Source organism: Phenylobacterium sp., assembly GCF_004299445.1.
In the GTDB taxonomy this organism is placed as follows: domain Bacteria; phylum Pseudomonadota; class Alphaproteobacteria; order Caulobacterales; family Caulobacteraceae; genus Phenylobacterium.
Map to the genome: position 1 here is coordinate 54,819 of NZ_SCTC01000074.1, position 23,846 is coordinate 78,664.

Genomic DNA, 23,846 nt, shown 5'->3' on the forward strand with positions numbered 1-23,846 from the left:
TCCTGAACGGGGCCCGGAATGGGCGCGCCGGTCGGCCGTCGTAGCCCGCCGCAGCGGGGCCAATATAGGTCAGCTTCGCTTCCGGAACAGGGTCGCGATCGTGGCGACTGCGGTTTCGGCCTCGACGCGATCGGGCGCCTCGTTGGCGTCATTGTAGCCGTGCGACTCGTCCGGTCCCATCACCTGAACGCCAATCCCGTCCCGACGACCGACCGTGGCGACGCCCTGATACGTGACGCCGTAGTTGACCTCCGGCTGCGGGATCAGCCAGGCGATCTGTCCACGGACGGGGACGATGCTCTCGTCCTTCCAGAGGTCGCGGGCGCCGTAGCCGGTGCAGTTGATCACCACCTTCTGCTTCAGCGCCGACAGCTGGGCCGGTGTCTGGAACTCCATGAGTTCGAAGCGACCCCCGCCGATGAGGAAGTCGTTCATCAGCGTGTGGCCGTAGGCGGCCAGGTTGAACATGGGGAAGGTCGCGCGCCGGACATAAGGGGCCGGGAACGGGTGCTCCCCTGGCTCCAAGGCGATGGCGCGCGGGGTCAGGTCGGCGACCCGACTACCGTAGTGAGCGAACCCCATGGGGTCGGGGGCCTGTGCCGGCGGCGTGTTCGAGATCATGTAGCGGGTGGTCCATTCCACCGGGGCATCGGCGAGGCCCAGGTACTGCTGGTGCATCCGGAACGACCTGCGCGCCATGTCCTCCCAAAGCGCGGGAAACGCGGCGTCCACCGATCCGGCCAGCGCGATGCGGCTGTCGGGCGACCAGACCCCCGTGGCGCGCGCCGAACGGGCGTCGGGCAGCCGCTCCTTAGCGTAGATCGTCACCCGAGCCCCGGCCCGCTGGGCGACGGTGGCTGCGGTCAGGCCCAGGGCGCCGCAGCCGATCACCGCGATGTCGCGCTCACCGCCCGCCAGCGCGGTCTTCACCGCGATCAGCGCCGAGCCCCAGCCCAGCGACCAGCCCGAGCCGCCGTGGCCGTAGTTGTGCACCACCAGCTTGTCGCCAACGGTCTCCGCGTCCATGCGGGGGCCGGCCGCTCGGAAGGGGCGCAGGCAGACGGTGACGCCCATGATCCGGTCGGCCTTGGCGTCGATCGGCGCCAGCTGCGGCGGGGCCCGGAAGCCTGGCGCGGCCGACGCGCCCTCCCCCACCGTCGCGCAGCCTCCCAGCAGGCCGAGCCCGCCGATCGCCGCGGAGCGCTGGAGGAACAGCCGACGGTCGGCACGGGATAGAGATTCCATGGACCGACTGTCGAGGTATGCGGGCGCGCAAGGCAAGCCGTCTCGCCGACGCCGCTTTGCTGGGGATTCATGCGATGCGGAAAGAGGCGCGTGCAAACGCGTCTGCTCGATTCCGAGCCGTCCGAATTCCGGCGGCTAGAGCTTGGGTCGCTCGGTGAGGTCCGACCCCGTGATCTGGTAGTAGACCAGCTCAGCCACGTTGGTGGCGTGGTCGCCGATCCGCTCCAGATTCTTGGCGATGAACAGCAAATGGGTGGAGTCCTCCACCGCGGCCGGATCCGCCACCATGCCCGCCACGATCTCGCGCAGCACGCCATCGTGGCGCTCGTCGATCTCGGTGTCCTTGAGCCAGACGTTGTAGGCGCCTTGGGCGTCCTCGGCGCGGTAGGCGTTGACCACGGCCGCCAGCCGCTCCGCCGCCAGGTGACCCAGTTCCGCGATCAGCGCGGCTTTGTCCTCCGGCGCGGCGGCGCCCAAGCGCCCCACCCGCTTGCCGATGTTCTTGGCCAGGTCGCCGCAGCGTTCGAGCTGCATGGCGATCTTCATGGCGGCGATGGGCCGACGCAGGTCGTCAGCCATCGGCTGGTGCAGCGCGATGAAACGGATGGCGTTCTTCTCGATCTCGGCGTCCTGCAGATCCAGCGCATCATCGGCCCGAACAACCTTGGCGGCATCGGCCAGATCGTGGCGGACAAAGACGTCGATGGCGGCGCGCACCTGCGCGACCGCCAGGTCGCCCATGGCGGCCACACTGTGGGAAAGCGCGCCGAGCCCCGTGTCGACCGACTTGAGAGTATGATCCATCGGGGACGCTCCTAGCCGAACCGGCCGGTGATGTAGTCGCGGGCCCGGGTCGTGACCGGGCTGGTGAACAGCTGCTCGGTCTCGCCGAATTCCACCAGCTTGCCCAGGTACATGAACCCGGTGTGGTCCGAGAGGCGTGCGGCCTGACCCATGTTGTGTGTGACGATGACGATGGTGTAGTCGCGCTTCAGCTCGGCGATGGTTTCCTCGAGACGCGCCGTCGAGATCGGGTCCAGCGCCGACGCCGGCTCGTCGAGCAGCAGTATCTCGGGCCGCACAGCGATCCCGCGCGCAACGCAAAGGCGCTGCTGCTGGCCGCCCGAGAGCGACAGGCCGCTTTCCTTCAACTTGTCCTTCACCTCCTCCCAGAGGGCTGCGCGGCGCAGGCTCTCTTCGACGCGGATGGCCAGGTCGGGCTTGGACATCGGCTCATACAGACGCACGCCGTAGGCGACGTTGTCGAAGATCGACATCGGAAACGGCGTCGGCTTCTGGAACACCATGCCGATCCGGGCGCGGAGCGCGGCGACATCGACCCTGGGTCCCAGGACGTCGACGCCGTCGAGCAGCACCTGACCCGTCGCCTTCTGGCCGGGATAGAGGCTGTACATCCTGTTCAGCGTGCGCAGCAGGGTGGACTTGCCGCAGCCGGAGGGGCCGATCAGCGCCGTCACCGCATTGGCGGCGAAGGACACCGAGACGTCGAAGAGGGCCTGCTTGCCGGAGTAGAAGAAGTTCAGATCCTTGATCTGCAGCTTCACCGTCTCGGGCGGCAGCTCGAGAACCGCGGTCTCCTGCGGGGTTTCCACTTGGACGTTCATGAGCGGTTGGGCTCCCGGGCGAGGATGCGGGCCACGACGGTCACCGTCAGCACGGTGGCCGCGATCAGCATGGCGCCGGCCCAGGCCAGGCGCCGCCAATCGTCGTAGGCCGATAGGGCGAAGTTGAAGATCACCACGGGCAGATTGGCCGTGGGCTTGGTGAGGTCGAGGCTGAGGAACTGGTTGTTCAACGCCGTGAACAGCAGCGGCGCCGTCTCGCCCGAAATGCGCGCGAAGGCCAGCAGCGCGCCGGTCAGCATGCCCGCGCGGGCCGCCTTCCAGATCACGGCCAGGATGGTCCGCCACATCGGCGCGCCCAGAGCGACGCTGGCTTCGCGAAGCGCCACAGGCTGCAGCCGCAGGACGTCTTCGGTGGTCCGGGTGATGACGGGCGCCGCGATAAGCGCCAGGGCCACGGCCCCGGCGAAGCCGGAGAAGCCCTTCAGCGGCGCGACCAGGATGTAATAGACGAAGAGGCCGACCAGGATCGACGGCGCCGAGAGCAGCACATCGTTCAGGAAGCGGATGACCTTGCCGTAGTAGCTGTCGCGGGCGAACTCCGACAGCCAGGTCCCGGCCAGAATGCCCACGATCACCGCAGCCACCATCGCCACTGCGCACATCATGAGCGAGCCCAGGATGGCGTTGAGAAGCCCGCCCTCCGACCCGGGGGCCGGCGTCGACTTGGTGAAGATGTTGAGGTCGAGGCCGCCGATGCCCTGGCTGAGCAGCGACCAGAGAATGGCCGCCAGCGCCAGGACCGCCACCAGGGTGGCGATCCAGCAGAACACGAGGAAGACGCCCTCGCTGATGCGCCGGGAAAGGCGCGGGCCAGTGGCAACGGTCATGCGTGCACCTGGCGTCCGATCAGCAGCCGGGCCAGCGCCAGGACCGCGAAGGTGATGACGAAGAGGACGAGACCCAGCGCGATCAGCGAGGCCGAGTGCAGCCGGTCGGTCGCCTCCGCGAACTCGTTGGCGATGGTCGACGCGATGGTCGAGCCCGACGCGAAGATCGAGGTCGGGAAGCCGTGCGAATTGCCGATGATGAAGGTGACCGCCATGGTCTCGCCCAGGGCGCGGCCCAGGCCCAGCATGACCGCGCCTATGGCGCCGGTGCGGATGTAGGGCAGGCTGACCTTGGTGATCACCTCGAAGGTGGTCGAGCCCAGGCCATAAGCGCTCTCCCTGACCTGGGGCGGGATGGTCAGAAGCAGCTCGCGCGTGGTCGCCGCGATGAATGGCAGGATCATGATCGCCAGGATGATCGAGGCCGACAGGATGCCCGCGCCGTTTGGCACGCCCGCGGTGATCTTTTCCCAGAACGAACCCGGCTCGACTGACATCATGATCGGCATCTGCACATGCTTGGCGAACCAGGGGGCGAAAACGAACAGGCCCCACATGCCGTAGACGATCGAGGGGATGCCCGCGAGCAGCTCGACCGCCGTGCCGATGGTCCGGCGCAGGATCGGCGGACACAGCTCGACCAGAAAGATCGCGATGCCGAACGCGAGCGGCAGGGCGAAGAGAAGCGCGAGGGTGGCGGTCACCAGCGTGCCGGTCACCGCGCCCGCCGCGCCATAGATCTCCTGGACGGGATCCCAGTTCGAGCTGGTGAAGAACCCGAACCCGAACGCCTCGAAGGCCGGCCAGCCGCCGATGGCGAGCGAGATCACGATCCCCCCAAGCGCCGTCAGCAGGAAGGTGGCGGCGCTGAAGCAGAGGATCTCGAAGGCGCGGTCCAGGCCCGTGCCGCGCGCAATGCGCGGCGGGGTCGGGACGTCTGCAGCCGAGACGTCGGCGGCTGTTGTCATTGGGCGGCCGGCGTATAGACCGGCTTGCCGTCAGGGCCGACGATCGTGGCCCAGCTCTGCCGGACCTGGGCCTTCAGGGCCGGCGGCAGCGGCACATAGGCGAGCTCGCCCGCGGCGGCGTCGCCCTTGTTGTAGGCCCAGTCGAAGAAGCTGAGGACGGCCCTGCCGGTGGCCGCGTCAGACTGCGACTTGTGGACCAGGATGAAGGTGGCGCCCGTGATCGGCCACGAACCCGCGCCCGGCTGGTTGATCAGCAGCTGGTAGAAGCTGGGGGCCTTGGTCCAGTCGGCGCCGGCCGCGGCCGCTGCGAACGCTTCAGCGGTCGGAGCCACGAACTGGCCATCAGCGTTCTGGAGACTGGCGTAAGGCAGGCCGTTCTGCTTGGCGAACGCGTATTCGACATAGCCGATGGCGCCCAGAGTCTGCTTCACGTAGCCCGAGACGCCGTCGTTGCCCTTGCCGCCCTGCCCGGTCGGCCACTTCACCGCGTCGCTGGCGCCCACCGAGGCCCATTGGGGCGCCACGGCGGTCAGATAGCTGGTGAACAGGAAGCTGGTGCCCGACCCGTCAGACCGGTGGACCACTGTGATCGGCAGGTTGGGCAGCTTCACACCGGCGTTCAGCGCCGCGATGGCCGGATCGTTCCACTTCTTGAGCTTGCCCAGGAAGATGTCCGCGAGAACCGGTCCGGTCAGCTTCAGCTGGCCGGGCTGGAGGTCAGGCAGGTTCACGATCGGCACCACGCCGCCGATCACGGTCGGAAACTGGGCTAGGCCATCAGCGTCGAGATCCTCAGGCTTCAGCGGCTTGTCGCTGGCGCCGAAAGCCACGGTCTTGGCCTTGATCTGCTTGATGCCGCCGCCCGAGCCGATGGCCTGGTAGTTCAGCGTCAGGCCCGTGTCGGCCTTCTGGGCCTCGGCCCACTTGGCGTACAGCGGCGCGGGGAAGGATGCCCCCGCCCCCACAATCTGAACGCCGGCCGCCGGGCCCTTGCCATCCGCCTTCTGGTTCTGGCCACAGGCCGTAAGGGCCAGGCAGGCCGCCACACCGATCACGATCTTTCGGAACACACGCCACCTCCAGGCTGGGCGATCTTGCGGAGGCTCTACGCGGGGGACGTGACAGTTCGACGAAGCTTTTACGACAGTTCAATGACGCTCCGGTGGACCATAGCCCGTCGGATGTCAGATCGCCCCCATCGCGGTCCACATGGCCATGGCCAGACCCAGGCCGCGCATGTCGCCCTGGGTCGTCGGCTGCATCTTGTTCATGACGTAACCGAAGGTCGTGCGCGCATCCATATCGATGATGATCAGCGACCCGCCGTAGCCGCCCCAGTAGATGGTGTTGGGGTTGGGAAGCGGCAGGGCGCCGCCCGACAGGCCGAAGCCCATGCCGAAGCGCGCGGGATTGGCCAGGATCAGGTCCTGCCCTTCCACCTGCAGCTCCAACGCCTTGCGGCAGCCGGCTTCGCTCATGAAGCGCTTGCCCCTGGCGACGCCTCCGTTGGCCAGGATCGTGTGGATTTCGGCCACCGAGCGGGCGTTCCCCGTGCCGCCGGCTGCCGGAATTTCCGCGCCGCGCCAGCCCCGCGTCTTCGTCGCCGAGACGTCGATGCCGGGATTCAGCGACATGTTCCGCTGCAGCTCGGTCTGATTCTGCTGGTCGCCGACGCCCCCGCCGGGCGGGGGCGGAATCAGTTCCGCGACTCGATGATCCTCGGAGGCCGGCAGGCCGATCCAGAAGTCGGCGCCCAGCGGCTCGGCGATCTCTTCGCGGAAGACCGTGCCCAGCGACTTGCCGGTCACGCGACGCACCACCTCGCCGACGAGATATCCTTGGGTCAAAGCGTGATAACCCGGCGCGGTCCCTGGCTCCCAGAACGGCGCCTGGGCGGCCAGGAGCGTCGTCATCTTCTCCCAGTCGTAGAGGTCTTCGGTGGTGATGGTCTCCTTCCAGCCCGACAGGCCGGCAGAATGGCTCATCAGGTGGCTGACCTTCACCCCGGCCTTCCCGTTGGCGGCGAACTCGGGCCAGTACTTCGCGACCGGCGCGTCGAAGTCGATGCCGCCGCGGTCGGCCACCAGCAGCGCCGTGAGCGCGCACATGGTTTTGGTGGTGGAATAGACATTGATGATGCTGTCGGCGGTCCAGGGCCGGGTCTTGGCGGGATCGGCCCAGCCGCCCCAGAGATCGACCACCGTCTCGCCCTCGACGGTGGCGCAGAACGATGCGCCGATGTCGTCGCCATTCCGCAGGCTGCCTTCGAACACCTCTCTGACCTGTGCGTAGCGGTCCTGCGTCACGCCCTGAACAGTACCATCGGCCATAGCCGCCTCCCCGTGTCTTGTCGTCGACGCCAGTCTAGCCACTTCCGGGGTGTCAGACTCCAGGGGGAAACGAAAAGAGGCCGGCGTTTGCGCGCCGACCTCCCCTGCGTGACCCGCGTGGGGCGCGGACTAGCGGTAGACGGGCTTGCCGTCCGGGCCGGTGACCTTGCTCCAAGACTTGCGGACCAAATCCTTCACGGCCGCCGGCATCGGCAGGTAGTCGAGCTGAGCGGCTGCGCCGTCGCCGTTCTTGTAGGCCCAGTCGAAGAAGGCCAGGACCTCGCGCCCGTTGGCGGCGTCGTCCTGTCTGGCCTTCACCAGGATGAAGGTGGCGCCGGTGATCGGCCAGGCTTCGCCGCCCGGCTGATCCAGCAGCAAGAGGTAGAAGCCGGGCGCCGCCTTCCAGTTGGCGTTGGCCGCCGCGGCCTGGAAGTTCGCCGCCGCCGGGGCGACGTACTTGCCGGCCTTGTTCTGCAACAGGGCGTAGGTGAGGTTGTTCTGCTTGGCGAAGGCGTACTCGACATAGCCGATCGCGCCCGGAGTCTGCTTGACATAGGCCGCGACGCCGTCGTTGCCCTTGCCGCCCAGTCCGGTCGGCCACTTCACCGCGTCGTTGGCGCCCACTTCCGAAGCCCAGCGCGGCGCCTTCATGGCCAGGTAGCTGGTGAACAGGAAGGTCGTGCCCGAACCGTCCGAGCGGTGCACGACCGTGATCGGCAGGTTGGGCAGCTGGACGCCCGGGTTGAACTTGGCGATCAGCGGGTCGTTCCACTTCTTGACCACGCCGCGGAAGATGTCGGCGGTCAGCGCCCCGGTCAGCTTCACCTGGCCCGACTTGATCCCTGGCAGGTTCACCACCGGAACCACGCCGCCGATGACGGTCGGGAACATCACGAAGCCGCCTGCGGCCAGATCGTCAGGCTTCAGCGGCTTGTCGGTGGCGCCGAAGTCGACGGTGCCAGCTGTGATCTGGCGGACCCCGCCGCCCGAGCCGATGGCCTGGTAGTTGAGCCTGTTGCCGGTCTGGGCGCGATACGTCTCCGCCCACTTGGCGTAGACGGGCGCCGGGAAGGTCGCGCCGGCGCCGGAGATGTCGGCGGCCTGGGCCGAGCCAACGCCGGCCAGCGACGCAGCCGCGACGATGGCGGTAAGGTAACGTTTGAACATTGGCTTTTGCCCTCGGTCGATGGACGCCGAAACGCGTCGTGTCGGGGCGGGTTTACGGAGCCTGTGCGAAGCTTGCGTGACAACCGCGTGTCAGTTCGGTGAACGCGACAGATCGAAGGCGATTGTCACATATCTGAGTTCGATCTGTCTTCGAACTGTCGCACACGCAGCCTAGAGACCCGCTCGAACCGGTCGCCGGACGCGCGACACCAAAAGGGTCTCTCACATGCCGACCTCCCGGAAGCGCGGCGCCGCCGCGTGGATGTCCGCCAGCCTTGCCGGAATCCTGCTGTGCAGCGTCTCGACCGCCGCGATGGCCGCGCCGCCCAGCGACGCCAAGCTCCAGGCCATGCAGCAGCAGTTGGACGCGATGCGCGCCCAGCTAGACGCCCTGCAGGCCGGCAGCCAGCCCAACGCTCAGCTCAACGCGATGCAACAGCAGCTGGACGCCTTCGCCGCCCAACTGGCCGAGATGAAGACCCAGGCCGAAACGTCCAGCGCTGCGATCGCGACGCTGCAGCTGCCGCCGGCGGCCAATTCGGTCACCACCACGCTGCCGAACGGCCGACCGACCTTCGCCACTGCGGATGGGCGGTTCACCGCCAACATCCGCGCCATCCTGATGATGGACGCGGGCAAGTACTTCCAGGACAACAACCTGCCGACCACGGTCACCAATCGTGACCTCAACGACGGCATCAACTTCCGCCGCGCCCGCATCGGCTTCGACGGCAGGCTGTTCAGCGATTTCGACTATTCGTTCGTCTACGAGTTCGGTGGGTCCGGCGTGGAAGAGGCCGGCCGCCTCTATGAGGCGTCGGTGACCTATACGGCGTTGCGGCCCTTCCGCCTGAAGGTCGGCGCGTTCGAGCCGAACATCGGCCTGGCGGCGGCCACGTCCACCAGCCAGATGCCGCTGCTGGAGCGTCCCTCGCCCGCGGAGGCCGCGCGCAACGTCGCCGCCGGCGACAGCCGCGCCGCCATCCAACTCTCGGCCAACGACGCGATCGGCAGCGAGACCGGCATCGCCGTTCGCTGGCTGGCCTCAGGCGCCTTCACCGGCAACACGCTGGGCGGGACCCAGCAGTTCGATGAACAGACAGCCTGGATCGGCCGCGTGGCGCTGGCGCCATACTCCGGCGTCGACTGGCAGGCTCACTTCGGCGGCAACATCCAGCACGTCTACCAGCCCAACGACGCCGTCGGTCCGACAGGCGCGGGCGTGCGCTATCCGATCCAGATCCGCGAACGGCCGGAGCTGCGGGAGACCGGCGACCGCCTGATCGACACCGGCGCGATCGACTCGGCCAGCGCCACCGTCTACGGCGCCGAGGCGGCCTTCCAGCTCCGCAACGTCCTGCTGGAGGGCGAGGTCTTCCGCTACGAGATCGAGCGGCGCAACAGCACCCTGCCCAACCCGCACTTCCGCGGCTGGTACGTCCAGGGCTCCTGGGTGCTCACCGGCGAGACACGGATCTACAACCCGATCGAGGCCCGCTTCGACGCACCCCGGCAGAACTACAGCTTCAACCCGGCCGCCGGGACCTGGGGCATGTTCGAGCTGGCCGCTCGCTACTCGACGCTCGACCTCAATTATCGCGAAGGCCTGGATCGTGCGGCGACGCCGGTCGGCGGCGTTCGCGGGGGCGAGCAGAAGATCCTGTCGCTGGGCGCGAACTGGTACCTGAACCCGTCGATGCGCCTGATGCTGGACTATCAGCATGTGGATATCGACCGGCTGACCGCCGCCGGCGCGCAGGCGGGGCAGGAGTACGACGCGATCGCAGCGCGGGCTCAGGTGACCTTCTGAGATTCGTCACGGGGCTGACATGACGGGCGGTTAGGGTCGATCGCAGTAACCCCTCGCTTATCTTTCCACGTCGGCCACCCGAGGCCACACGGCCGCGACCGCCCCCCGGTCGCGGCCTTCTTTTTTGCGAGGCTGTAGGCGCGAAGCGCGCTCTTTTTGAACCGCAGAGATCGCCCAGGTCCGCAGAGGGACCGAAGCGCAGGATTGCTCTGCGTCCTCTGCGATCTCTGCGGTTTGAGTGCTGGGACGTTGCGCGCCTACGCGGCGAGAGCATCGCCTTCTACGAGCTGGAGCGGCCGGGCCACAAACGCCTTGCGGGCCTGCAACCAGTCGACGATGCGGAACTCGCCGTCGAAGCCCTCGACGATCGCCGTGCAGCTCTCGACCCAATCGCCGTCGTTCAGGTAGCGGATATCGCCGAAGTCGCGGATTTCCGCCTTATGGATGTGACCACAGATCACGCCGCTGACGCCCCGCCGCCGGGCCTCGTCGGCCATGGCGGTCTCGAACTGGTCGATGAAGGCCACGGCGTCTTTCACCTTGTGCTTCAGGAAGGCGGACAGGCTCCAGTAGTTGAGGCCCAGCAGTCGGCGCGCTCTGTTGAAATGGGTGTTGAGCGCCAGCAGCGCGCGGTAACTCCAGTCGCCCAGGAAGGCGAGCCAACGGGCGTTCTGCACCACCCCGTCGAACTCGTCGCCATGGGTGACCAGGTAGCGTCGGCCGTCGGCGGCCTCGTGGATGGCGTCGCGCGCGACCACCACGCCGCCAAAGTGCACGCCGCAGAAGTCGCGGATGCGGTCGTCGTGGTTGCCGGGGACATAGACCACCTTCACACCCTTTCGGGCCAGGCGCAGGATCTTCTGGACCACATCGTTGTGCGCCTGCGGCCAGAACCACCCCGACTTCATCTTCCAGCCGTCGACGATGTCGCCCACCAGGTAGAGCGTGTCGCACTCCAGTTCCCGGATGAACTCGAGGAGCAGCTCGGCCTGACAGCCCTTGGTGCCGAGGTGGATGTCCGAAATGAACGCGGTGCGGCAACGCACGGCGGGCGAGTGATCCATCGCTAGGCCCCCAACGGATAGGTTCAGCGGATAGGCAGAGTCCGTGACAGGGCGGTGACGGCCCAGCGCCTGTCCTGTTCAGATGGGATCATTCTCACCCGGATGAGCCGGCTCGATCTCTTTGGGCTCGCGCGTTCCCGGCGAAGCCGGCATCCACCCGACGCGCTCTAGCCCTCGGTGTCGAGGGCGTAGCCGGCCGAGCGGACGGTGCGGATCAGGTCGGGCTGGCCCTCCTGGCGCAGCGCCTTGCGCAGACGGCCCACGTGGACGTCCACGGTGCGGACCTCGACATAGGTGTTGGCGCCCCAGACGGCGTCCAGGAGGCGCTCGCGGCTGAACACCCGGCCCGGCCGCTGCATCAGGAAGTCCAGCAGGCGGTACTCGGTCGGGCCCAGGTGGATGTCCTTGCCGCCGCGGGTCACGCGGTGGCGACCGCGATCCAGCATCAAGTCGGCGTACTCCAACCGCTCATCGACCAGCTCGGGCCGGGTCCGGCGCAGAAGTGCGCGGATGCGGGCTACCAGCTCGCTCATCGCGAACGGCTTCACCACATAGTCGTCCGCCCCGGTGTCCAGGCCACGCACCTTGTCGGCTTCCTCGCCGCGCGCGGTCAGCATCAGGACGGGGGTGCGGCGGGTCTCGGCCCCGGCGCGCAGCTGACGGCAGACCTCGACGCCCGACACCTTGGGCAGCATCCAGTCCAGGATCACCAGATCCGGCGGCTCCTCGGCGACGCGCAGCAGGGCTTCCTCGCCGTCGGCGGCGCGCTCGACCCGGAAGCCTTCCTTCATCAGGTTGTAGTCGAGCAGGGTCGCCAGCGCGTCCTCGTCCTCAACGACCAGTACATACGGGGTCACGGGCGGCTCTCCGGCTCAACTTCTGGCAAGCTCACCTTGGGCCGTTCGCCCACGAGCTCTTCGCCGGTCATCTGGAAATGCAGGATCTCGGCGATGTTTGTGGCGTGGTCGCCGATCCGCTCGAGGTTCTTGGCGACAAACAGCAGGTGCGCGCCGGCGGCCACCGAATTGGCGCTGGCGGCCATCATGGCCAGGAGTTCGCGGAACAGGCTCTCATAGTGCTCGTCCACCTCGCCGTCGCGCCGCCAGACGTCGAGCGCGGGCTCTACGTCGCCGGCCGCATATGCGTCCAGCACGGCCCGCAGGCGCGACGAGACCAGACGCCCCATGCGCTCGATGGCGCCGGTCAGCGGAAGCAGCGGTTCGCCCGCCGACAGCACCAGGCTGCGCTTGGCGATATTACGCGCCAGGTCCCCGCAGCGCTCCAGGTTCATGGCCAGCTTCAGGGTCGAGATGGCGCGGCGCAGGTCGGCCTCGCCAGGGTGGTGGGCGGCGATCAGCGCCAGCGCCCGGCGCTCAACCTCGCTCTGAAGCGTGTCCAGGCGCAGATCACGCACGATGAGGGCTTGCGCCAGGGCCACGTCACGGCGGACTACGGCGTCGACGGCGTCGACCACCTGGGCCTCGGCGAGCCCGCCCATGCGGATCACCTCGGCCACCAGCTGTCGCAGCTCGGCTTGGTAGGAAAGTGTCACTGGGGCCCCTTCAGATGCGGGCGCAAACTAATGCGGTCTTACGACACTTCTGTGACTGTCACGCGCCCCGTCAGGTCGCGCCTGGGGCGGTCGGCAGATAGACGCTGAACGTGCTGCCCTCCCCCTCGGCGCTCTCCACGATGAGCCCGCCTCTGTGGCGGTTGACCACGTGCTTGACGATCGCCAGGCCCAGTCCGGTGCCGCCGCTACGCTGACCCTCGACGCGGTAGAAGCGTTCGGAGAGGCGAGGCAGATGCTGGCGGGCGATGCCGGCGCCGGCGTCGCTCACCCGAACGACCACATAGCCCTGCCCTTCACCCCCATCGGGCGAGAGGAGCGAAAGGCCCACGCCGCCCTGCCGACTAGGCTGGCGCGCCGCCTCGCTGGACTGGGCCGCCTCCAGCGTCACGGTCACCTGGCCGCCGCGCGGCGTGTACTTCACCGCGTTGTCCACGAGGTTCTGGATCACCTGTACCAGCTGGTCGCGGTCGCCCGTGACCGAGGGCAGTTCCGCGCCGACCGCGATCGCTACGGTCACGCCCCGTTCCTCGGTAAGCGGCCGGATGGCGTCCGAGACATCCTGCACCGTGCGCGTGAGGTCGACCTTGCCGGACGGCGGGATGTGCTCGTTCAGTTCGATGCGGCTCAGCGAGAGCAGGTCGTCGACAAGTCGGGCCATGCGGGTGGCCTGCTGGGCCATGATCCCCAGGAACTTCTCGCGGGCGACAGCGTCGTCCTTTGCGTGCGTGCGCAGCGTCTCCACGAAACCGGCCAGCGACGCCAACGGCGTGCGCAGCTCGTGGCTGGCGTTGGCGAGGAAGTCGGCGCGCATGCGCTCGGTGCGCCGTGCATCGGTCTCATCCCGCAGCACCACCACGAGACGCCGAGCGCCGCCCGATTCCGGGTCCAGGGGCTTGGCGAAGGCGCGCCAGAAGCGAGGCTGCACGCCTATGGTCTCGAACGCCACCTCGGCCGGCTTCGACGTTTCGAGCGCCTCTTCAATCGCCTCCAGCACCTCAGGTCGGCGCAGCGCCGCGCCCAGGGGGGCGCCGGCCAGCTCGATGCGGAAGACCTCGCGTGCCGCCTGGTTTCCATAGGCGATCTCGGGCGCATCGCCCTCGCCGCCCCGAACCAGGATCACGGGCTCCGGAAGAAGTTCCAGGATCATCTCGGCGGCTTCGCCGGGTCCGACCCGTTCGGCGGCGTTCGGCATCAGCCCACCGGAACGCCGAGTTGCAGAGCCGCCTCGCGCAGCGCCTGCTGGTCGCCCGGCGATCCGGAGAAGGCCTGGCTCGCCGCCCGATAGTCGGCCGCCGCCTGGCTGGACTGTCCCAGCACCATGCGGGCGCGCAGCAGCTGCTCCCACCCGGCGCGGTCCTTGGGGTTCTGCTTCAGGCGCTGGGCAAGACCCGAGACCATGCCCTCGATCATTGCCTGACGGTCGCCCTGGCTCATCTTCTGGGCGTCGGCCATCTGTTGCTGCGTCGGCCCGCGCGGAGCGCCTCCCATCGGCGGCCCCATGGCCGGCGCCTGGGCCAGGGCCGGCGCGGGCGGCAGGCGGCCCTTCAGATCCACGCCGCGCTCGGCGGCCACGCGCTCGACGAACGCACGCACCTCGCCGGCCCAGGGCGCGTCGGGCGGCGCGGACTTCACCAGCGCAATCCAGTCGTTCATGGCGCCGTCTCGGTCGCCGGCCTGATCCTTGGCGACCGCGAGGAAGTAGCGGGCGCGCGGGTCGTCGGGCTGGACCGCGAGCGTGCGGCGGAAGATTTCCTGGGCGGCGGGGGTCACCTGGCCGTCGGCCGCCAGCACGGTGGCCTCGCCTTGCGCCGACAGGTAGTCGCCGTTATCGGGCGCGAGTTGCACGGCCCGGCCATAGGCCTGCGCCGCCTCGGCGTTGCGGCCGGTCTGCAGGTAGGACCAGCCCAGCATCCGCCAGCCTTCGGCGTTGCCCGGCTCACGCTGCATCTGCGCCTCGAGCTGGGCGATCATGGCGTTGACCTCGCCCTGCGGATGATCCGCGCCACCGCCCGCCAGCGCCGCAGCGCCTTCGGCGCCGTTCTTCAGCGCAGGCGCGGCCGGAACATCGGGCCGACCGATCTTCAGGTAGAGACCGGTCCCCGCCAGCGTCACGACCGCCACGACGCCCAAGGCGACGTACAGCAAGGTGCGTTCGGACAGCGGCCGCGCAGGGGCGTCATCGTCGCGCCGGCCCTCGGCCAGCAGGCGACGCTTGAGGTCGGTCTTCAACGCCTCGGCTTCGGGCTCAGCGATCGCGCCCGTGGCGGCCTGAGCCTCGATCTCGCCCAGTTGCGCCTTGAGCACGCCAACCGTATCCGAACGCGCGGCCCGCGCTGCGTCGTAGCGGCGAACCAAAGGCACGGTCAGCCCCACGGCCGCCAGCACCATCATCAGGGTGAGCACCATCCAAAGCATCAGCCCACCTTGTCTCCATCCAGCATCCTGGCCAGTTCGGCCTCTTCGTCGGCGTTGAGCGCGCCCACGGCGGCGGCGGTCGACGAGCGCCCGCGCACATACACCGCGGCCCCGACCCCGCCCAGCACCAGCACCAGCACCGGCCCGAACCACAGCAGCACGGTGTCCCACCGGAGCGGCGGCCGCAGCTGCACGAAGCTGCCGTAGCGGGACACGATATGGTCCATCGCCTGCTCGTCTGTATCGCCCGCCGCGATCCGTTCGCGGAGGATCAGGCGCAGGTCGCGCGCCAACTCAGCGTCGGAATCGTCGATCGACTGGTTCTGGCAGACGACGCAGCGCAGCTCCTGGCTGAGCTTGAGAGCGCGGGCCTCCAGCTTGGGATCGGCCAGCTGTTCATCCGGGTTCACCGCCGCGGCCGGGCCGGCCAGCAGCGCCAGGGCCGCGACGATGGGCAGAAGGCGCTTCACGATTCGCTCCGCAGCTTGGCCATCAGGGGCGCGAGCTTCTGCTCCCACACCTCGGGGGTCACCGCCCCGACATGGCGATAGCGGACGCGGCCCTGCTTATCGATGACAAAGGTCTCGGGCACGCCGGCGACGCCGAACTCGATGCCGGTCCGCCCCGTCGGATCGTCTCCGACGCGGACGTAGGGGTCGCCATTCTGGCTGAGCCAGCGGAAGCCCGCGCCGGGCGAGCGCTCCTTCCAGTCGAGGCCATGGATGATCACGCCTTCGCTCTTGAGCCGCATCAGCACCGGATGCTCGACCCGGCAGGGTCCGCACCACGACGCGAACACGTTCAGCAGCATCGGTTCGCCCTTGCCGAAGTCGGTGTTGGACAATCCGACCGTGTCGCCCGGCCGGACCGGACCGACCGTGAACGCCGGCAAAGGCTTGTCCAGGAAGGCCGACGGAAGCGCCCGGGGGTCACGCCCCAGGCCCAGGAAGAACACCGCCAGGAGGGCCACGAAGCCCACGACGGGAAGGATGAACAGGAGGCGCTTCATTCGGCCGGAATGGGTTGGGGCGCGGGCGTCGGCAGCTTGAGCGCGGCGCCGACCCGCAGGCGCCGGTCGCTGAGCGAGATCGCGCCACCGATCGACATGGCGAAACCACCGATCCAGATCCAGACGATCAGCGGGTGATCCCAAAGGCGCACGACGACCCCTTGTGCGGACTCCTCGCCCACCGAGACATAGAGGTTGCCGAGCGGCGTCACGTGGATGCCGGCCTCGGTCGTCTGGCTCTGGGCCGAGGGGTGCCAGCGCTTCTCGCTGCGCAGGCTATAGGTTCCGGTGGGGCCCTTCACGGTGAAGCGCGCCTGCCGGGCCTCATAGTTCGGGCCCTGGACCATCTCGTAGTTGGTCATGGTCAGCGTCCGCCCGGCGAACTCGACCGACTGACCCGGGCGCATGTTCAGCACCTTGTCCGAATCCCATGACGTCGTGCCGGTGATTCCCAGGGTCAGGAGACCCAGCCCAGCGTGCGCGACGGTCAGCCCCACCAGCGCCCGAGGAGTCGTTCGGATCGAGCGGCTGAGGTAAGCCCGGCCGGCCCACCAGCGGCGGCCCAGGATCGTCGCCGATCCCGCCAGCAGCCAGGCCGACAGCGCCAGGGCGCCTGCCGTCATCACGCCCTTGAGCCCACCGAATGGCAGCGCCGCGGCCAGCACCACGCCCGCGATGATGGCCGGGACCTTCAGTCGGGCGGCGGTCTTGCGGAGCTCATCACGCTTCCAGTTCAGCATCGGGCCGAAGACCACCAGGAACAGCAGCGGGATCGCCAGCGGCGCGAAGGTGAGAGCGTAGTACGGCGGGCCGACCGAAATCTTGTCGCCGTTGATCATCTCGATGAACACCGGGCTGAACGTGCCCAGGAACACGGTGGCGGTGAGCACCGCGAGGAAAAGGTTGTTGAGCGTTACGCCCCCTTCCCGCGACAGCGGCTGGAACAGGGCTCCGGCCCGAATAGAAGGCGCCCGCCAGGCGTAAAGCGCGAGCGACGCCCCGGTGGTCACCGCCAGGATGCCCAGGATGAAGACGCCGCGTTGCGGGTCCACGGCGAAGGCGTGCACGCTGGTCAGGATGCCCGAGCGGACCAGGAAGGTGCCCACAAGGCTGAGCGAGAACGTGAGGATCGCCAGCAGGATGGTCCAGCTGACCAGAGCTCCTCGCCGCTCAAGCACGAGCGCCGAATGCAACAGCGCCGTGCCCAGCAGCCAGGGCATCAGCGAAGCGTTCTCGACCGGGTCCCAGAACCACCAGCCGCCCCAGCCCAATTCGTAGTATGCCCACGCGCTGCCCAAAGTGATGCCCGCGGTGAGCGGAATCCAGGCCGCCAGCACCCACGGGCGCACCCAGCGCGCCCAGGCCGCGTCCACGCGTCCCTCGATCAGCGCCGCCACCGCGAAACAGAACGACACCGAGAAACCGACGTAGCCCAGGTAGAGCAGCGGCGGGTGCAGCACGAGCCCGGGATCCTGGAGCAGCGGATTGAGCTCGGTCCCCTCGATCGGCGACGGCGAAATCCGCAGGAACGGGTTCGAGGTGAAGATCAGGAATCCCAGGAACGCCACGCCCAGGACGCCCTGAATGCCCAGCACGCGCGCCTGAAGCGTCTCGCGAAGCGTGCCGCCGAAGAACGCGACGCCGCCGCCGTAGAGGGCCAGGATCAGCACCCACAGGAGCATCGAGCCCTCGTGGCTGCCCCAGGTCGCGGCGAATCGGTAGGCGACCGGCTGGGTCGTGTGACTGTGCTGGGCGACCAGGGCGACCGAAAAATCGCAGGTCAGGTATGCATAGGCGAGGCATCCGAACGCCAGTGCGACGAACATTCCCTGCAGCAGCGCGGCCTGCCGCCCAAGCGCCATCAGCACGCCGTCGCCCCGCTGAGCGCCCACCAGCGGCGCTACGGACTGGACGAGCGCGAGCAGCAGCGCGAGAATCAGCGCGAACTGTCCGACTTCCGCCGACATGGACTTTGTGCTCCCCTCCGACTTGAGCGCGTGGTAGCGCGTTCGGTGAAGATCGGAAATGCTATAGCGCCAAGGAGAGCTGGGAAGGCGCAAGGTGCGGCGAGGTCGGGGGGTTGACCGGCCAGGGTACTGGGGGCGTTGGGGCGATGTCGGAAACGTATAAGATCGCGATCATTGGATCCGGTCCTGCCGGCATGAGCGCGGCTGCGCGCGCGGCGAAGAAGGGCATCTCGCACATCCTTCTCGAGAAGACCGACCACCTCTCGGACACCATCTTCCGCTACCAGAAGGGCAAGCACGTGATGGCGACGCCGTCCGTGCTGGTGTTGCGCGCCGAGTGCGAGTTCGACGCCGGCAAGCGCGAGAAGATCCTCGACCAGTGGAACGCCGACACCAAGGCCGCCGGCGTGAACGTGAAGTTCAACGCCGACGTGACGGCCATCACCGGCGACAAGGGCGACTTCACGATCCAGCTCAAGAAGGGCGACCCGATCAAGGCCGAGAACATCGTCCTGGCCGTGGGCACCCAGGGCAATCCGAACCTGATGCGGTGCGAGGGCGGCAACCTCCCCCACGTGCAGTACCAGTTGGACGACCCGGGCGAGTACACCGACGAGCACATCTTCGTCATCGGCGGCGGCGACGCCGGCATCGAGAACGCGATGGGCCTGATCGCGGACGCGGGGCAGAATAACACCGTCACCCTCGTGAACCGCGGCGCCGACTTCCCCACCGCCAAGAAGCCCAATGTGGACGGCCTGTTGGCCGCCCGCGACGCCGGGCGGATCAGCGTTCTGACCGAGACCAACACCGCGCTGGTCGAGCCGGGCTGGATCACGGTCGACACGCCCCAGGGCCAGTCGCGGTTCAAGTGCGACCGAATCATCGCCCGGATGGGCGCCGCCCCGCCGCGCGCCTTCGTCGAGGCCGCCGGCGTGGAGTTCTCCAGCCCCGACCGCACAGCCTTCCCGACGCTGACGCCCACGTTCGAGAGCACCAGCAAGCCCGGGATCTACGTCATCGGCGCCCTGGCCGGTTACCCGCTGATCAAGCACTGCATGAACCAGGGCTACGACGTGGTCGAGTTCATCAGCGGCAACACGAACCTGGAGCCCGCCGACGAACCCCTGCTGGTCGAGAAGCTGAAGGGCCTGCCCGGCAAGCGCTCGGTGGCCGAGTGGCTCGAGTTCCTGCGCAGCAACGTCGAGATCCTCAACGGCCTGTCGCCGCTGCAGATGCGGGAGTTCCTGCTCGACTCGACCGTGCGCTCCTACAAGGCCGGCGATCCCATCTTCGTGCGCAACGAGCCAGGGTCGTCCCTCTTCGGCATCGCCGAGGGATCGGTGAACGTCGAGGTCGATCCCAACAACGCCAAGATCACCGTGCCGATCGGCAAGAGCTCGATCTTCGGCGAGGTGGGCCTGATATCGGGCCGCAAGCGCGGCGCCACGATCCGGGCGGCCGAGCCGACGATCTGCGTGGAAATCCCGCGTATGGCGGCCCTGAAGCTGATGAGCCAGGTGCCGCAGGCGCGCGAGACGGTGAACCGCATCACCACCGAGCGCCAGGTGCTGCAGATCTTCAAGTCCGGTCTGACGCCCGCCGACATCCAGGAGGTTTTGGCCGGCTCAGAAGTCATCGAGGTGAAGCCGGGCGAGGCCATCATCAAGGAAGGCGACATCTCGGACGACCTCTACATCATCCGCTCCGGCTCGATGATCGTGGAGAAGGACCTGGGCGGAAAGCCGGTCTTCATGTCGTACGTGCCGGCCGGTTCATACTCGGGCGAAATGGCGATGATCGAGCGAGCCCCGCGCGTCGCCACGGTGAAAGCCGCCATCCGCTCGACGGTGGTGAAGCTGCCGGCCGACCCCTTCCGCAAGCTGCTCGTGCGCAAGCCGGAACTGGCCAAGCGCATGACCGACGAGATGCGGGCCCGCCGCGAGATCAACGCCTTTATCGAGGAACAGAAGGACGAGTTCGGCGGCGCCGTCGACATGTACTCGTCGGTGGCCAACTTCCTGATCAAACAGGGCATCGGCGAAGCCACCGACGTGCTGCTGATCGACGAGAGCCTGTGCGTCGGCTGCGACAACTGCGAAAAGGCCTGCGCCGACAGCCACGACGGCCTCAGCCGGCTGAACCGCGAGGCCGGCACCACATTCGCCAACATCCACGTGCCGACGTCGTGCCGCCACTGCGAGCACCCGCACTGCATGAGCGACTGTCCGCCCAACGCCATCCGGCGTGGCCCCGATGGCGAGGTCTTCATCAACGAGACCTGCATCGGCTGCGGCAACTGTCAGCGGGCCTGCCCTTACGGCGTGATCCAGATGGACAAGCCGCCGCCCAAGAAGCCGCCGCTCTGGGAATGGATGCTGTTCGGCAAGGGCCCAGGCCCTGGCCAACCCTCCTACGAGTGGCGCAAAAAGGCCGCGAAGGCCGAGGGCGGCGAGTCGCCGAAACTCGCCATCAAGTGCGACATGTGTTCGGGCAAGGCTGGCGGTCCGGCCTGCGTCCGGGCCTGTCCGACGGGAGCTGCGATCCGGGTCACGCCGGACGCGTTCCTGTCGGTGGCGCGCCTCGAGAAGACCGGATAGGCCGTGACGCAAGTTGGGGGGCATACCGAGCGCGTGAGGCAGAGGACCCATGAAGGGTTCCTGCGTCACAAGGGCTTTCGCTGGGCGCAGATCGCCACGGGCCTCTGCGTCGTGGCGACGGGCGTCTATTTTTTCGTTGCATCGCGGCTTGCCGAACCGCCCAGCGGCGGCAGCTGGCTGGGCTATCTGCTGGGCACAGCGAGCGCCGGCCTCATCGTCTGGCTGGCCTGCCTGGGTATCCGCAAGCGCGTCATCACCCAGGGCCACTATTCGCTGAAGGCCTGGGTCTCGGCCCACGTCTACCTCGGCCTGTCCCTGACCGTGCTCGCCACGCTGCACACGGGCTTCCAGTTCGGCTGGAACGTCCACACGCTGGCCTATGCGCTGATGATGCTGGTGATCGCCTCGGGCGCACTGGGCGTCTGGGCCTACGCAACCCTGCCCCAGCGTCTGCATGGGAACCGCGGCGAGACCACGCGCAAGCAGATGCTGGACGCCCTGGCCAGCCTCGACGCCCAGATGCACGAGGCGGCCCAGCCGCTCGACCGAAACGGCGCCGCCATCGTGCGGCTGTCCATCGAGCAGACCGACCTGGGCGGCGGCTTCTGGAAGCGCCTGACCGGCAGCTATGGCGACTGCGCCAACCGCCGCGCGCTGCAGCAGCTGCGCGCCCTGCCCTCGCCTGGCAGCGCGGTGCAGGCCGAGGCCCTCACCAAGATCGAGGGTCTAATGACCCAGAAGGCCGATGCGCTCGCGCTGGCCCGCCGGCAGATGGGCATCACCGCCCTGCTCGAAGCGTGGCTGTTCGTGCACATTCCGGCCACTTTCGCCCTGCTGGCGGCGCTCATCGCGCACATCGTCAGCGTCTTTGCGTACTGGTGACCGGTGGCTCAGACCTTTCGCCTCAAGCTGATCACTGAACGGGCCGCCGGCGGCGACCCGATCGTGCGCGAGCGTGACGTGGCCGGGCCCGAGGCCACCATCGGCCGCGCCGCCACCAACGACCTCGTCCTGGCCGACCTCGCGGTCGACCCCAGCCACGCCAAGATGCGGTTCTCCGGCCCAGGCCGCGTGACGATCGAAAGCGTGAGCGGCCTGCCCTTCATGGCCGACGGGAAGTCGACCTCGCGTGTCGACCTCGACGTCTCGCGCCATCCCGTGGCCGGCTTCGGCGAGTACCGGTTGGCGTTCGAGCCGGGCGAGGAAGGCGGGGCGGTCGTCACCGTCACCCGCGAAAGCCACGACCACCCGCCCAGCGCCAGCGTATTCTCGCTGCAGGCGCCGGTGTTCGGCCGGCGCAACATGGCCTGGATCCTGGGCGCAGGGATCTTCCTGCTGTGCCTGCTGGTCCCGCTGACGCTGTCGGGGATCATCGGCCCGGCCAAGATCCGCCCCGACCAGCAGTGGTCGTCGGGCGCCCTCACCAAGGCGCATTCGTTCCTCGAAAGCGACTGCAAGAGCTGTCACGTGAAGAACTTCCAGGCGGTGCGCGATGACGCCTGCCTGACCTGCCACAAGTCGAGCGCCGACCCGACCCCGCAGTTCGAACGCGCCCGCAGCCTGGGCAGCCCCTTCCAGCCGCAGTTGGCGCCCGAGCACGCGGCGCACGACAAGCTGGAGAAGGCGACGCCGCTGCCGGCGGGCCTCGGCGCCGTCAGCGCGGTGTTCCAGCGCGCGCTGGGCCACCCCACCGACCGCTGCGCCAGCTGCCATATCGAGCACACCAAATCGCCCACGCCCGAAGGCGCCGACGCCAAGGCGCCGCCGCTCTCTGACAAGCCCAAACTGGTGGTGGTGCAGGACTGCCAGAGCTGTCACAGCCAGCTGAAGATGCGGCTGACCAAGACCGAGCTGATCGACACGCCCGACTGGAACAAGCACCCCGGATTCCGCCCGCTGGTGATGACCTCGGCGGCCGGCGCGAAGCCGACGTTCCAGCGCGTGGCGCTCAACACCGCGCCGCAGGAGCGCAATGGCCTCACCTTCCCGCACCGCCTGCACCTGGATCCGCTGGGCGGCGTCGCACGTCAGGCGATCGAACTGGGCAAAGCCGGCGGCTACGGTGCGCCGCTCGAGTGCGCCTCCTGTCACCGCCGCGACGCCAGCGGCAAGGACTTCGTCCCGATCGAGATGGAGAAGGACTGCGGCGGCTGCCACAGCCTGGCCTACACGCGGGAAGGCGGACAGCTGAAGAACCTCCCGCACGGCGAGCTCCAGAAGGTGGTCGACACCCTGGCCGGCCGCAGCCTGACGGCGTCGCCGGGCAGCGATCGCCAACGCCCGGGCACGATCCGGCCCAGCGTCTTCTCGGCGGGCGGCGCCAGCGCCTATCGCGCCACGTTCTCTCGCGGCGGCGCCTGCTACGACTGCCACACCGTCAATTGGGCGGGCGATACGGTGCAGATGGCGCCGGTGAAGCTGGCGATGAAATACCTGCCGCGTGGCGGCTTCGACCACAGCGTGCCAGAGCACGGCGGTCCCGGGACCTCGAAGGCCGGCGGCTTCGAGTGCGCCGACTGCCACAAGGCCAAGACGTCAGACCGGGCGTCCGACGTGCTGATCCCCGATCTGAAGACCTGCGCCACCTGCCACGGACAGCCGGCGACCAAGATCGCCGCAGCCGACGACGCTGATTGCACCACGTGTCACAGCTTCCACAAGCCGGGCCAGGCGACGCCGAAACCGGGGCACCCGCCGCTGGAAACTCTGCGCTGGACGAAGGTGGCGGCCCGCTGACGGATCAGGTCCGGGGCGCAGCGCCAAGGCGCATCCGCAGGGCTTCCCCCTCGGCGCGGATAGAGTCGTGGTCAGCCGCCATGGCTGCGACGGCGCGGTACGGCAAAGCCATCCGCGGATTGCCCTCCAGCCTTCGCTGATTGCGGATCAGGAAGTCCCAGTAGAGGACGTTGAAGGGACAGGCGCCCTCACCCCGCTTGCGCGCGACGTCATAGACGCAGCCTGCGCAGTAGTCGCTCATGCGATTGATGTAGGCGCCGCTGGCGGCATACGGCTTCGAACCGACGATGCCGCCATCCGCATAGATGGCCATGCCATGGGTGTTCGGCGCCTCGACCCATTCGAAGGCATCAATGTAGGCCATCATGTACCAGGCGTTGATCTCGTCGGGGTGGACCCCCAGCAGCAGCGCGAGATTGCCGGTCACCATCAGCCGTTGAATGTGGTGGGCGTAGGCATGCCTCTGCGTGACGCCGACCACATCCCTTA

Annotated in this window: 20 protein-coding genes and 1 pseudogene; 4 read left to right on the forward strand and 17 right to left on the reverse strand. The window is 68.2% G+C overall.

All coding sequences use genetic code 11. From position 1 onward, the window contains the following. Positions 1-69: 69 nt before the first annotated feature. The 8 genes from EPN98_RS20475 to pstS (EPN98_RS20510) all read right to left on the reverse strand — a co-directional run bounded on the left by EPN98_RS20475 (position 70) and on the right by pstS (EPN98_RS20510) (position 8,183). Positions 70-1,245 carry an FAD-dependent oxidoreductase gene (locus tag EPN98_RS20475; protein WP_293364784.1) on the reverse strand — a complete coding sequence of 392 codons (1,176 nt, stop codon included), beginning with the start codon at positions 1,243-1,245 and terminating at the stop codon, positions 70-72. Between the two features lie 135 nt (positions 1,246-1,380). Beyond that, entirely contained in the window at positions 1,381-2,049 is a 669-nt protein-coding gene (gene phoU, locus EPN98_RS20480; RefSeq protein WP_293364785.1) for a phosphate signaling complex protein PhoU, read from the reverse strand. 11 nt (positions 2,050-2,060) lie between these two features. Next, positions 2,061-2,870, reverse strand: coding sequence for a phosphate ABC transporter ATP-binding protein PstB (gene pstB / locus EPN98_RS20485; protein ID WP_293364786.1), 810 nt, complete (start codon positions 2,868-2,870; stop codon positions 2,061-2,063). Then, the gene (pstA, locus tag EPN98_RS20490; protein WP_293364787.1) at positions 2,867-3,718 is read right to left on the reverse strand and encodes a phosphate ABC transporter permease PstA; all 852 of its coding nucleotides are present in this window, start codon (positions 3,716-3,718) and stop codon (positions 2,867-2,869) included. Before pstA ends, pstB begins: the two co-directional genes overlap by 4 nt. Then, positions 3,715-4,686, reverse strand: coding sequence for a phosphate ABC transporter permease subunit PstC (pstC, locus tag EPN98_RS20495; RefSeq protein WP_293364788.1), 972 nt, complete (start codon positions 4,684-4,686; stop codon positions 3,715-3,717). The genes pstA and pstC overlap by 4 nt, the downstream gene beginning before the upstream one ends. Further along, on the reverse strand, positions 4,683-5,756 hold the full coding sequence (gene pstS, locus EPN98_RS20500) for a phosphate ABC transporter substrate-binding protein PstS (protein ID WP_293364789.1): 1,074 nt from the start codon (positions 5,754-5,756) through the stop codon (positions 4,683-4,685). The genes pstC and pstS (EPN98_RS20500) overlap by 4 nt, the downstream gene beginning before the upstream one ends. 114 nt (positions 5,757-5,870) lie before the next feature. After that, positions 5,871-7,016 (reverse strand): serine hydrolase domain-containing protein, encoded by a 1,146-nt coding sequence (locus EPN98_RS20505; protein WP_293364790.1) that lies wholly within the window; start codon positions 7,014-7,016, stop codon positions 5,871-5,873. Between the two features lie 129 nt (positions 7,017-7,145). Then, the gene (pstS, locus tag EPN98_RS20510) at positions 7,146-8,183 is read right to left on the reverse strand and encodes a phosphate ABC transporter substrate-binding protein PstS (protein WP_293364791.1); all 1,038 of its coding nucleotides are present in this window, start codon (positions 8,181-8,183) and stop codon (positions 7,146-7,148) included. A 226-nt stretch (positions 8,184-8,409) separates the two neighbouring features. Between pstS (EPN98_RS20510) and EPN98_RS20515 the strand changes: the two genes are divergently transcribed. After that, positions 8,410-9,993 carry a porin gene (locus tag EPN98_RS20515; protein ID WP_293364792.1) on the forward strand — a complete coding sequence of 528 codons (1,584 nt, stop codon included), beginning with the start codon at positions 8,410-8,412 and terminating at the stop codon, positions 9,991-9,993. A 257-nt stretch (positions 9,994-10,250) separates the two neighbouring features. Here the strand turns inward: EPN98_RS20515 and EPN98_RS20520 are convergent, their stop codons facing one another. The 8 genes from EPN98_RS20520 to EPN98_RS20555 form a co-directional block, all read right to left on the reverse strand. After that, positions 10,251-11,057: a UDP-2,3-diacylglucosamine diphosphatase gene (locus EPN98_RS20520; RefSeq protein ID WP_293364793.1), complete on the reverse strand. Its 807-nt coding sequence runs from the start codon at positions 11,055-11,057 to the stop codon at positions 10,251-10,253. Between the two features lie 167 nt (positions 11,058-11,224). Then, positions 11,225-11,914 (reverse strand): phosphate regulon transcriptional regulator PhoB, encoded by a 690-nt coding sequence (gene phoB, locus EPN98_RS20525; protein ID WP_293364794.1) that lies wholly within the window; start codon positions 11,912-11,914, stop codon positions 11,225-11,227. Beyond that, positions 11,911-12,609 carry a phosphate signaling complex protein PhoU gene (phoU, locus tag EPN98_RS20530; protein ID WP_293364795.1) on the reverse strand — a complete coding sequence of 233 codons (699 nt, stop codon included), beginning with the start codon at positions 12,607-12,609 and terminating at the stop codon, positions 11,911-11,913. Before phoU (EPN98_RS20530) ends, phoB begins: the two co-directional genes overlap by 4 nt. Positions 12,610-12,679: 70 nt before the next feature. Beyond that, on the reverse strand, positions 12,680-13,822 hold the full coding sequence (locus tag EPN98_RS20535) for an ATP-binding protein (RefSeq protein ID WP_293364796.1): 1,143 nt from the start codon (positions 13,820-13,822) through the stop codon (positions 12,680-12,682). Continuing rightward, entirely contained in the window at positions 13,822-15,045 is a 1,224-nt protein-coding gene (gene ccmI / locus EPN98_RS20540) for a c-type cytochrome biogenesis protein CcmI (RefSeq protein WP_293364797.1), read from the reverse strand. The genes EPN98_RS20535 and ccmI overlap by 1 nt, the downstream gene beginning before the upstream one ends. Further along, positions 15,045-15,515, reverse strand: a complete 471-nt coding sequence (locus EPN98_RS20545; RefSeq protein WP_293364798.1) for a cytochrome c-type biogenesis protein — start codon at positions 15,513-15,515, stop codon at positions 15,045-15,047. Before EPN98_RS20545 ends, ccmI begins: the two co-directional genes overlap by 1 nt. Continuing rightward, complete coding sequence (locus tag EPN98_RS20550; RefSeq protein ID WP_293364799.1) at positions 15,512-16,054, reverse strand: DsbE family thiol:disulfide interchange protein; 543 nt, start codon at positions 16,052-16,054, stop codon at positions 15,512-15,514. Before EPN98_RS20550 ends, EPN98_RS20545 begins: the two co-directional genes overlap by 4 nt. Then, positions 16,051-18,021: a heme lyase CcmF/NrfE family subunit gene (locus EPN98_RS20555; protein WP_293364800.1), complete on the reverse strand. Its 1,971-nt coding sequence runs from the start codon at positions 18,019-18,021 to the stop codon at positions 16,051-16,053. Before EPN98_RS20555 ends, EPN98_RS20550 begins: the two co-directional genes overlap by 4 nt. Positions 18,022-18,167: 146 nt before the next feature. Here EPN98_RS20555 and EPN98_RS20560 point away from each other — a divergent pair, with 146 nt between their 5' ends. Genes EPN98_RS20560 through EPN98_RS20570 form a run of 3 tightly spaced genes read left to right on the forward strand, consistent with a single transcriptional unit; the run spans position 18,168 to position 23,357 of the window. Continuing rightward, a complete protein-coding gene (locus EPN98_RS20560; protein WP_293364801.1) occupies positions 18,168-20,621 on the forward strand; it encodes a cyclic nucleotide-binding domain-containing protein in 2,454 nt (817 codons plus the stop codon). A 33-nt stretch (positions 20,622-20,654) separates the two neighbouring features. Next, positions 20,655-21,503 carry a hypothetical protein gene (locus tag EPN98_RS20565; RefSeq protein ID WP_293364802.1) on the forward strand — a complete coding sequence of 283 codons (849 nt, stop codon included), beginning with the start codon at positions 20,655-20,657 and terminating at the stop codon, positions 21,501-21,503. A gap of 3 nt (positions 21,504-21,506) precedes the next feature. Continuing rightward, positions 21,507-23,357, forward strand: coding sequence for a cytochrome c3 family protein (locus EPN98_RS20570; RefSeq protein WP_293364803.1), 1,851 nt, complete (start codon positions 21,507-21,509; stop codon positions 23,355-23,357). Positions 23,358-23,361: 4 nt separating this feature from the next. On the opposite strand, the pseudogene EPN98_RS20575 reads toward EPN98_RS20570, so the two are convergent. After that, a pseudogene (locus tag EPN98_RS20575) lies at positions 23,362-23,846 on the reverse strand (cryptochrome/photolyase family protein); the annotation flags it as partial.

Bases quoted from the DNA above. Each gene is read 5' to 3' on its own strand.
- EPN98_RS20515 (WP_293364792.1), top strand. From the start codon at position 8,410: ATGCCGACCTCCCGGAAGCGCGGCGCCGCCGCGTGGATGTCCGCCAGC.
- EPN98_RS20520 (WP_293364793.1), bottom strand. From the start codon at position 11,057: ATGGATCACTCGCCCGCCGTGCGTTGCCGCACCGCGTTCATTTCGGAC.
- pstS (WP_293364791.1), bottom strand. From the start codon at position 8,183: ATGTTCAAACGTTACCTTACCGCCATCGTCGCGGCTGCGTCGCTGGCC.
- EPN98_RS20555 (WP_293364800.1), bottom strand. From the start codon at position 18,021: ATGTCGGCGGAAGTCGGACAGTTCGCGCTGATTCTCGCGCTGCTGCTC.
- pstA (WP_293364787.1), bottom strand. From the start codon at position 3,718: ATGACCGTTGCCACTGGCCCGCGCCTTTCCCGGCGCATCAGCGAGGGC.
- EPN98_RS20505 (WP_293364790.1), bottom strand. From the start codon at position 7,016: ATGGCCGATGGTACTGTTCAGGGCGTGACGCAGGACCGCTACGCACAG.
- EPN98_RS20550 (WP_293364799.1), bottom strand. From the start codon at position 16,054: ATGAAGCGCCTCCTGTTCATCCTTCCCGTCGTGGGCTTCGTGGCCCTC.
- pstC (WP_293364788.1), bottom strand. From the start codon at position 4,686: ATGACAACAGCCGCCGACGTCTCGGCTGCAGACGTCCCGACCCCGCCG.
- ccmI (WP_293364797.1), bottom strand. From the start codon at position 15,045: ATGCTTTGGATGGTGCTCACCCTGATGATGGTGCTGGCGGCCGTGGGG.
- phoU (WP_293364785.1), bottom strand. From the start codon at position 2,049: ATGGATCATACTCTCAAGTCGGTCGACACGGGGCTCGGCGCGCTTTCC.
- EPN98_RS20535 (WP_293364796.1), bottom strand. From the start codon at position 13,822: ATGCCGAACGCCGCCGAACGGGTCGGACCCGGCGAAGCCGCCGAGATG.
- pstB (WP_293364786.1), bottom strand. From the start codon at position 2,870: ATGAACGTCCAAGTGGAAACCCCGCAGGAGACCGCGGTTCTCGAGCTG.
- EPN98_RS20560 (WP_293364801.1), top strand. From the start codon at position 18,168: ATGTCGGAAACGTATAAGATCGCGATCATTGGATCCGGTCCTGCCGGC.
- EPN98_RS20475 (WP_293364784.1), bottom strand. From the start codon at position 1,245: ATGGAATCTCTATCCCGTGCCGACCGTCGGCTGTTCCTCCAGCGCTCC.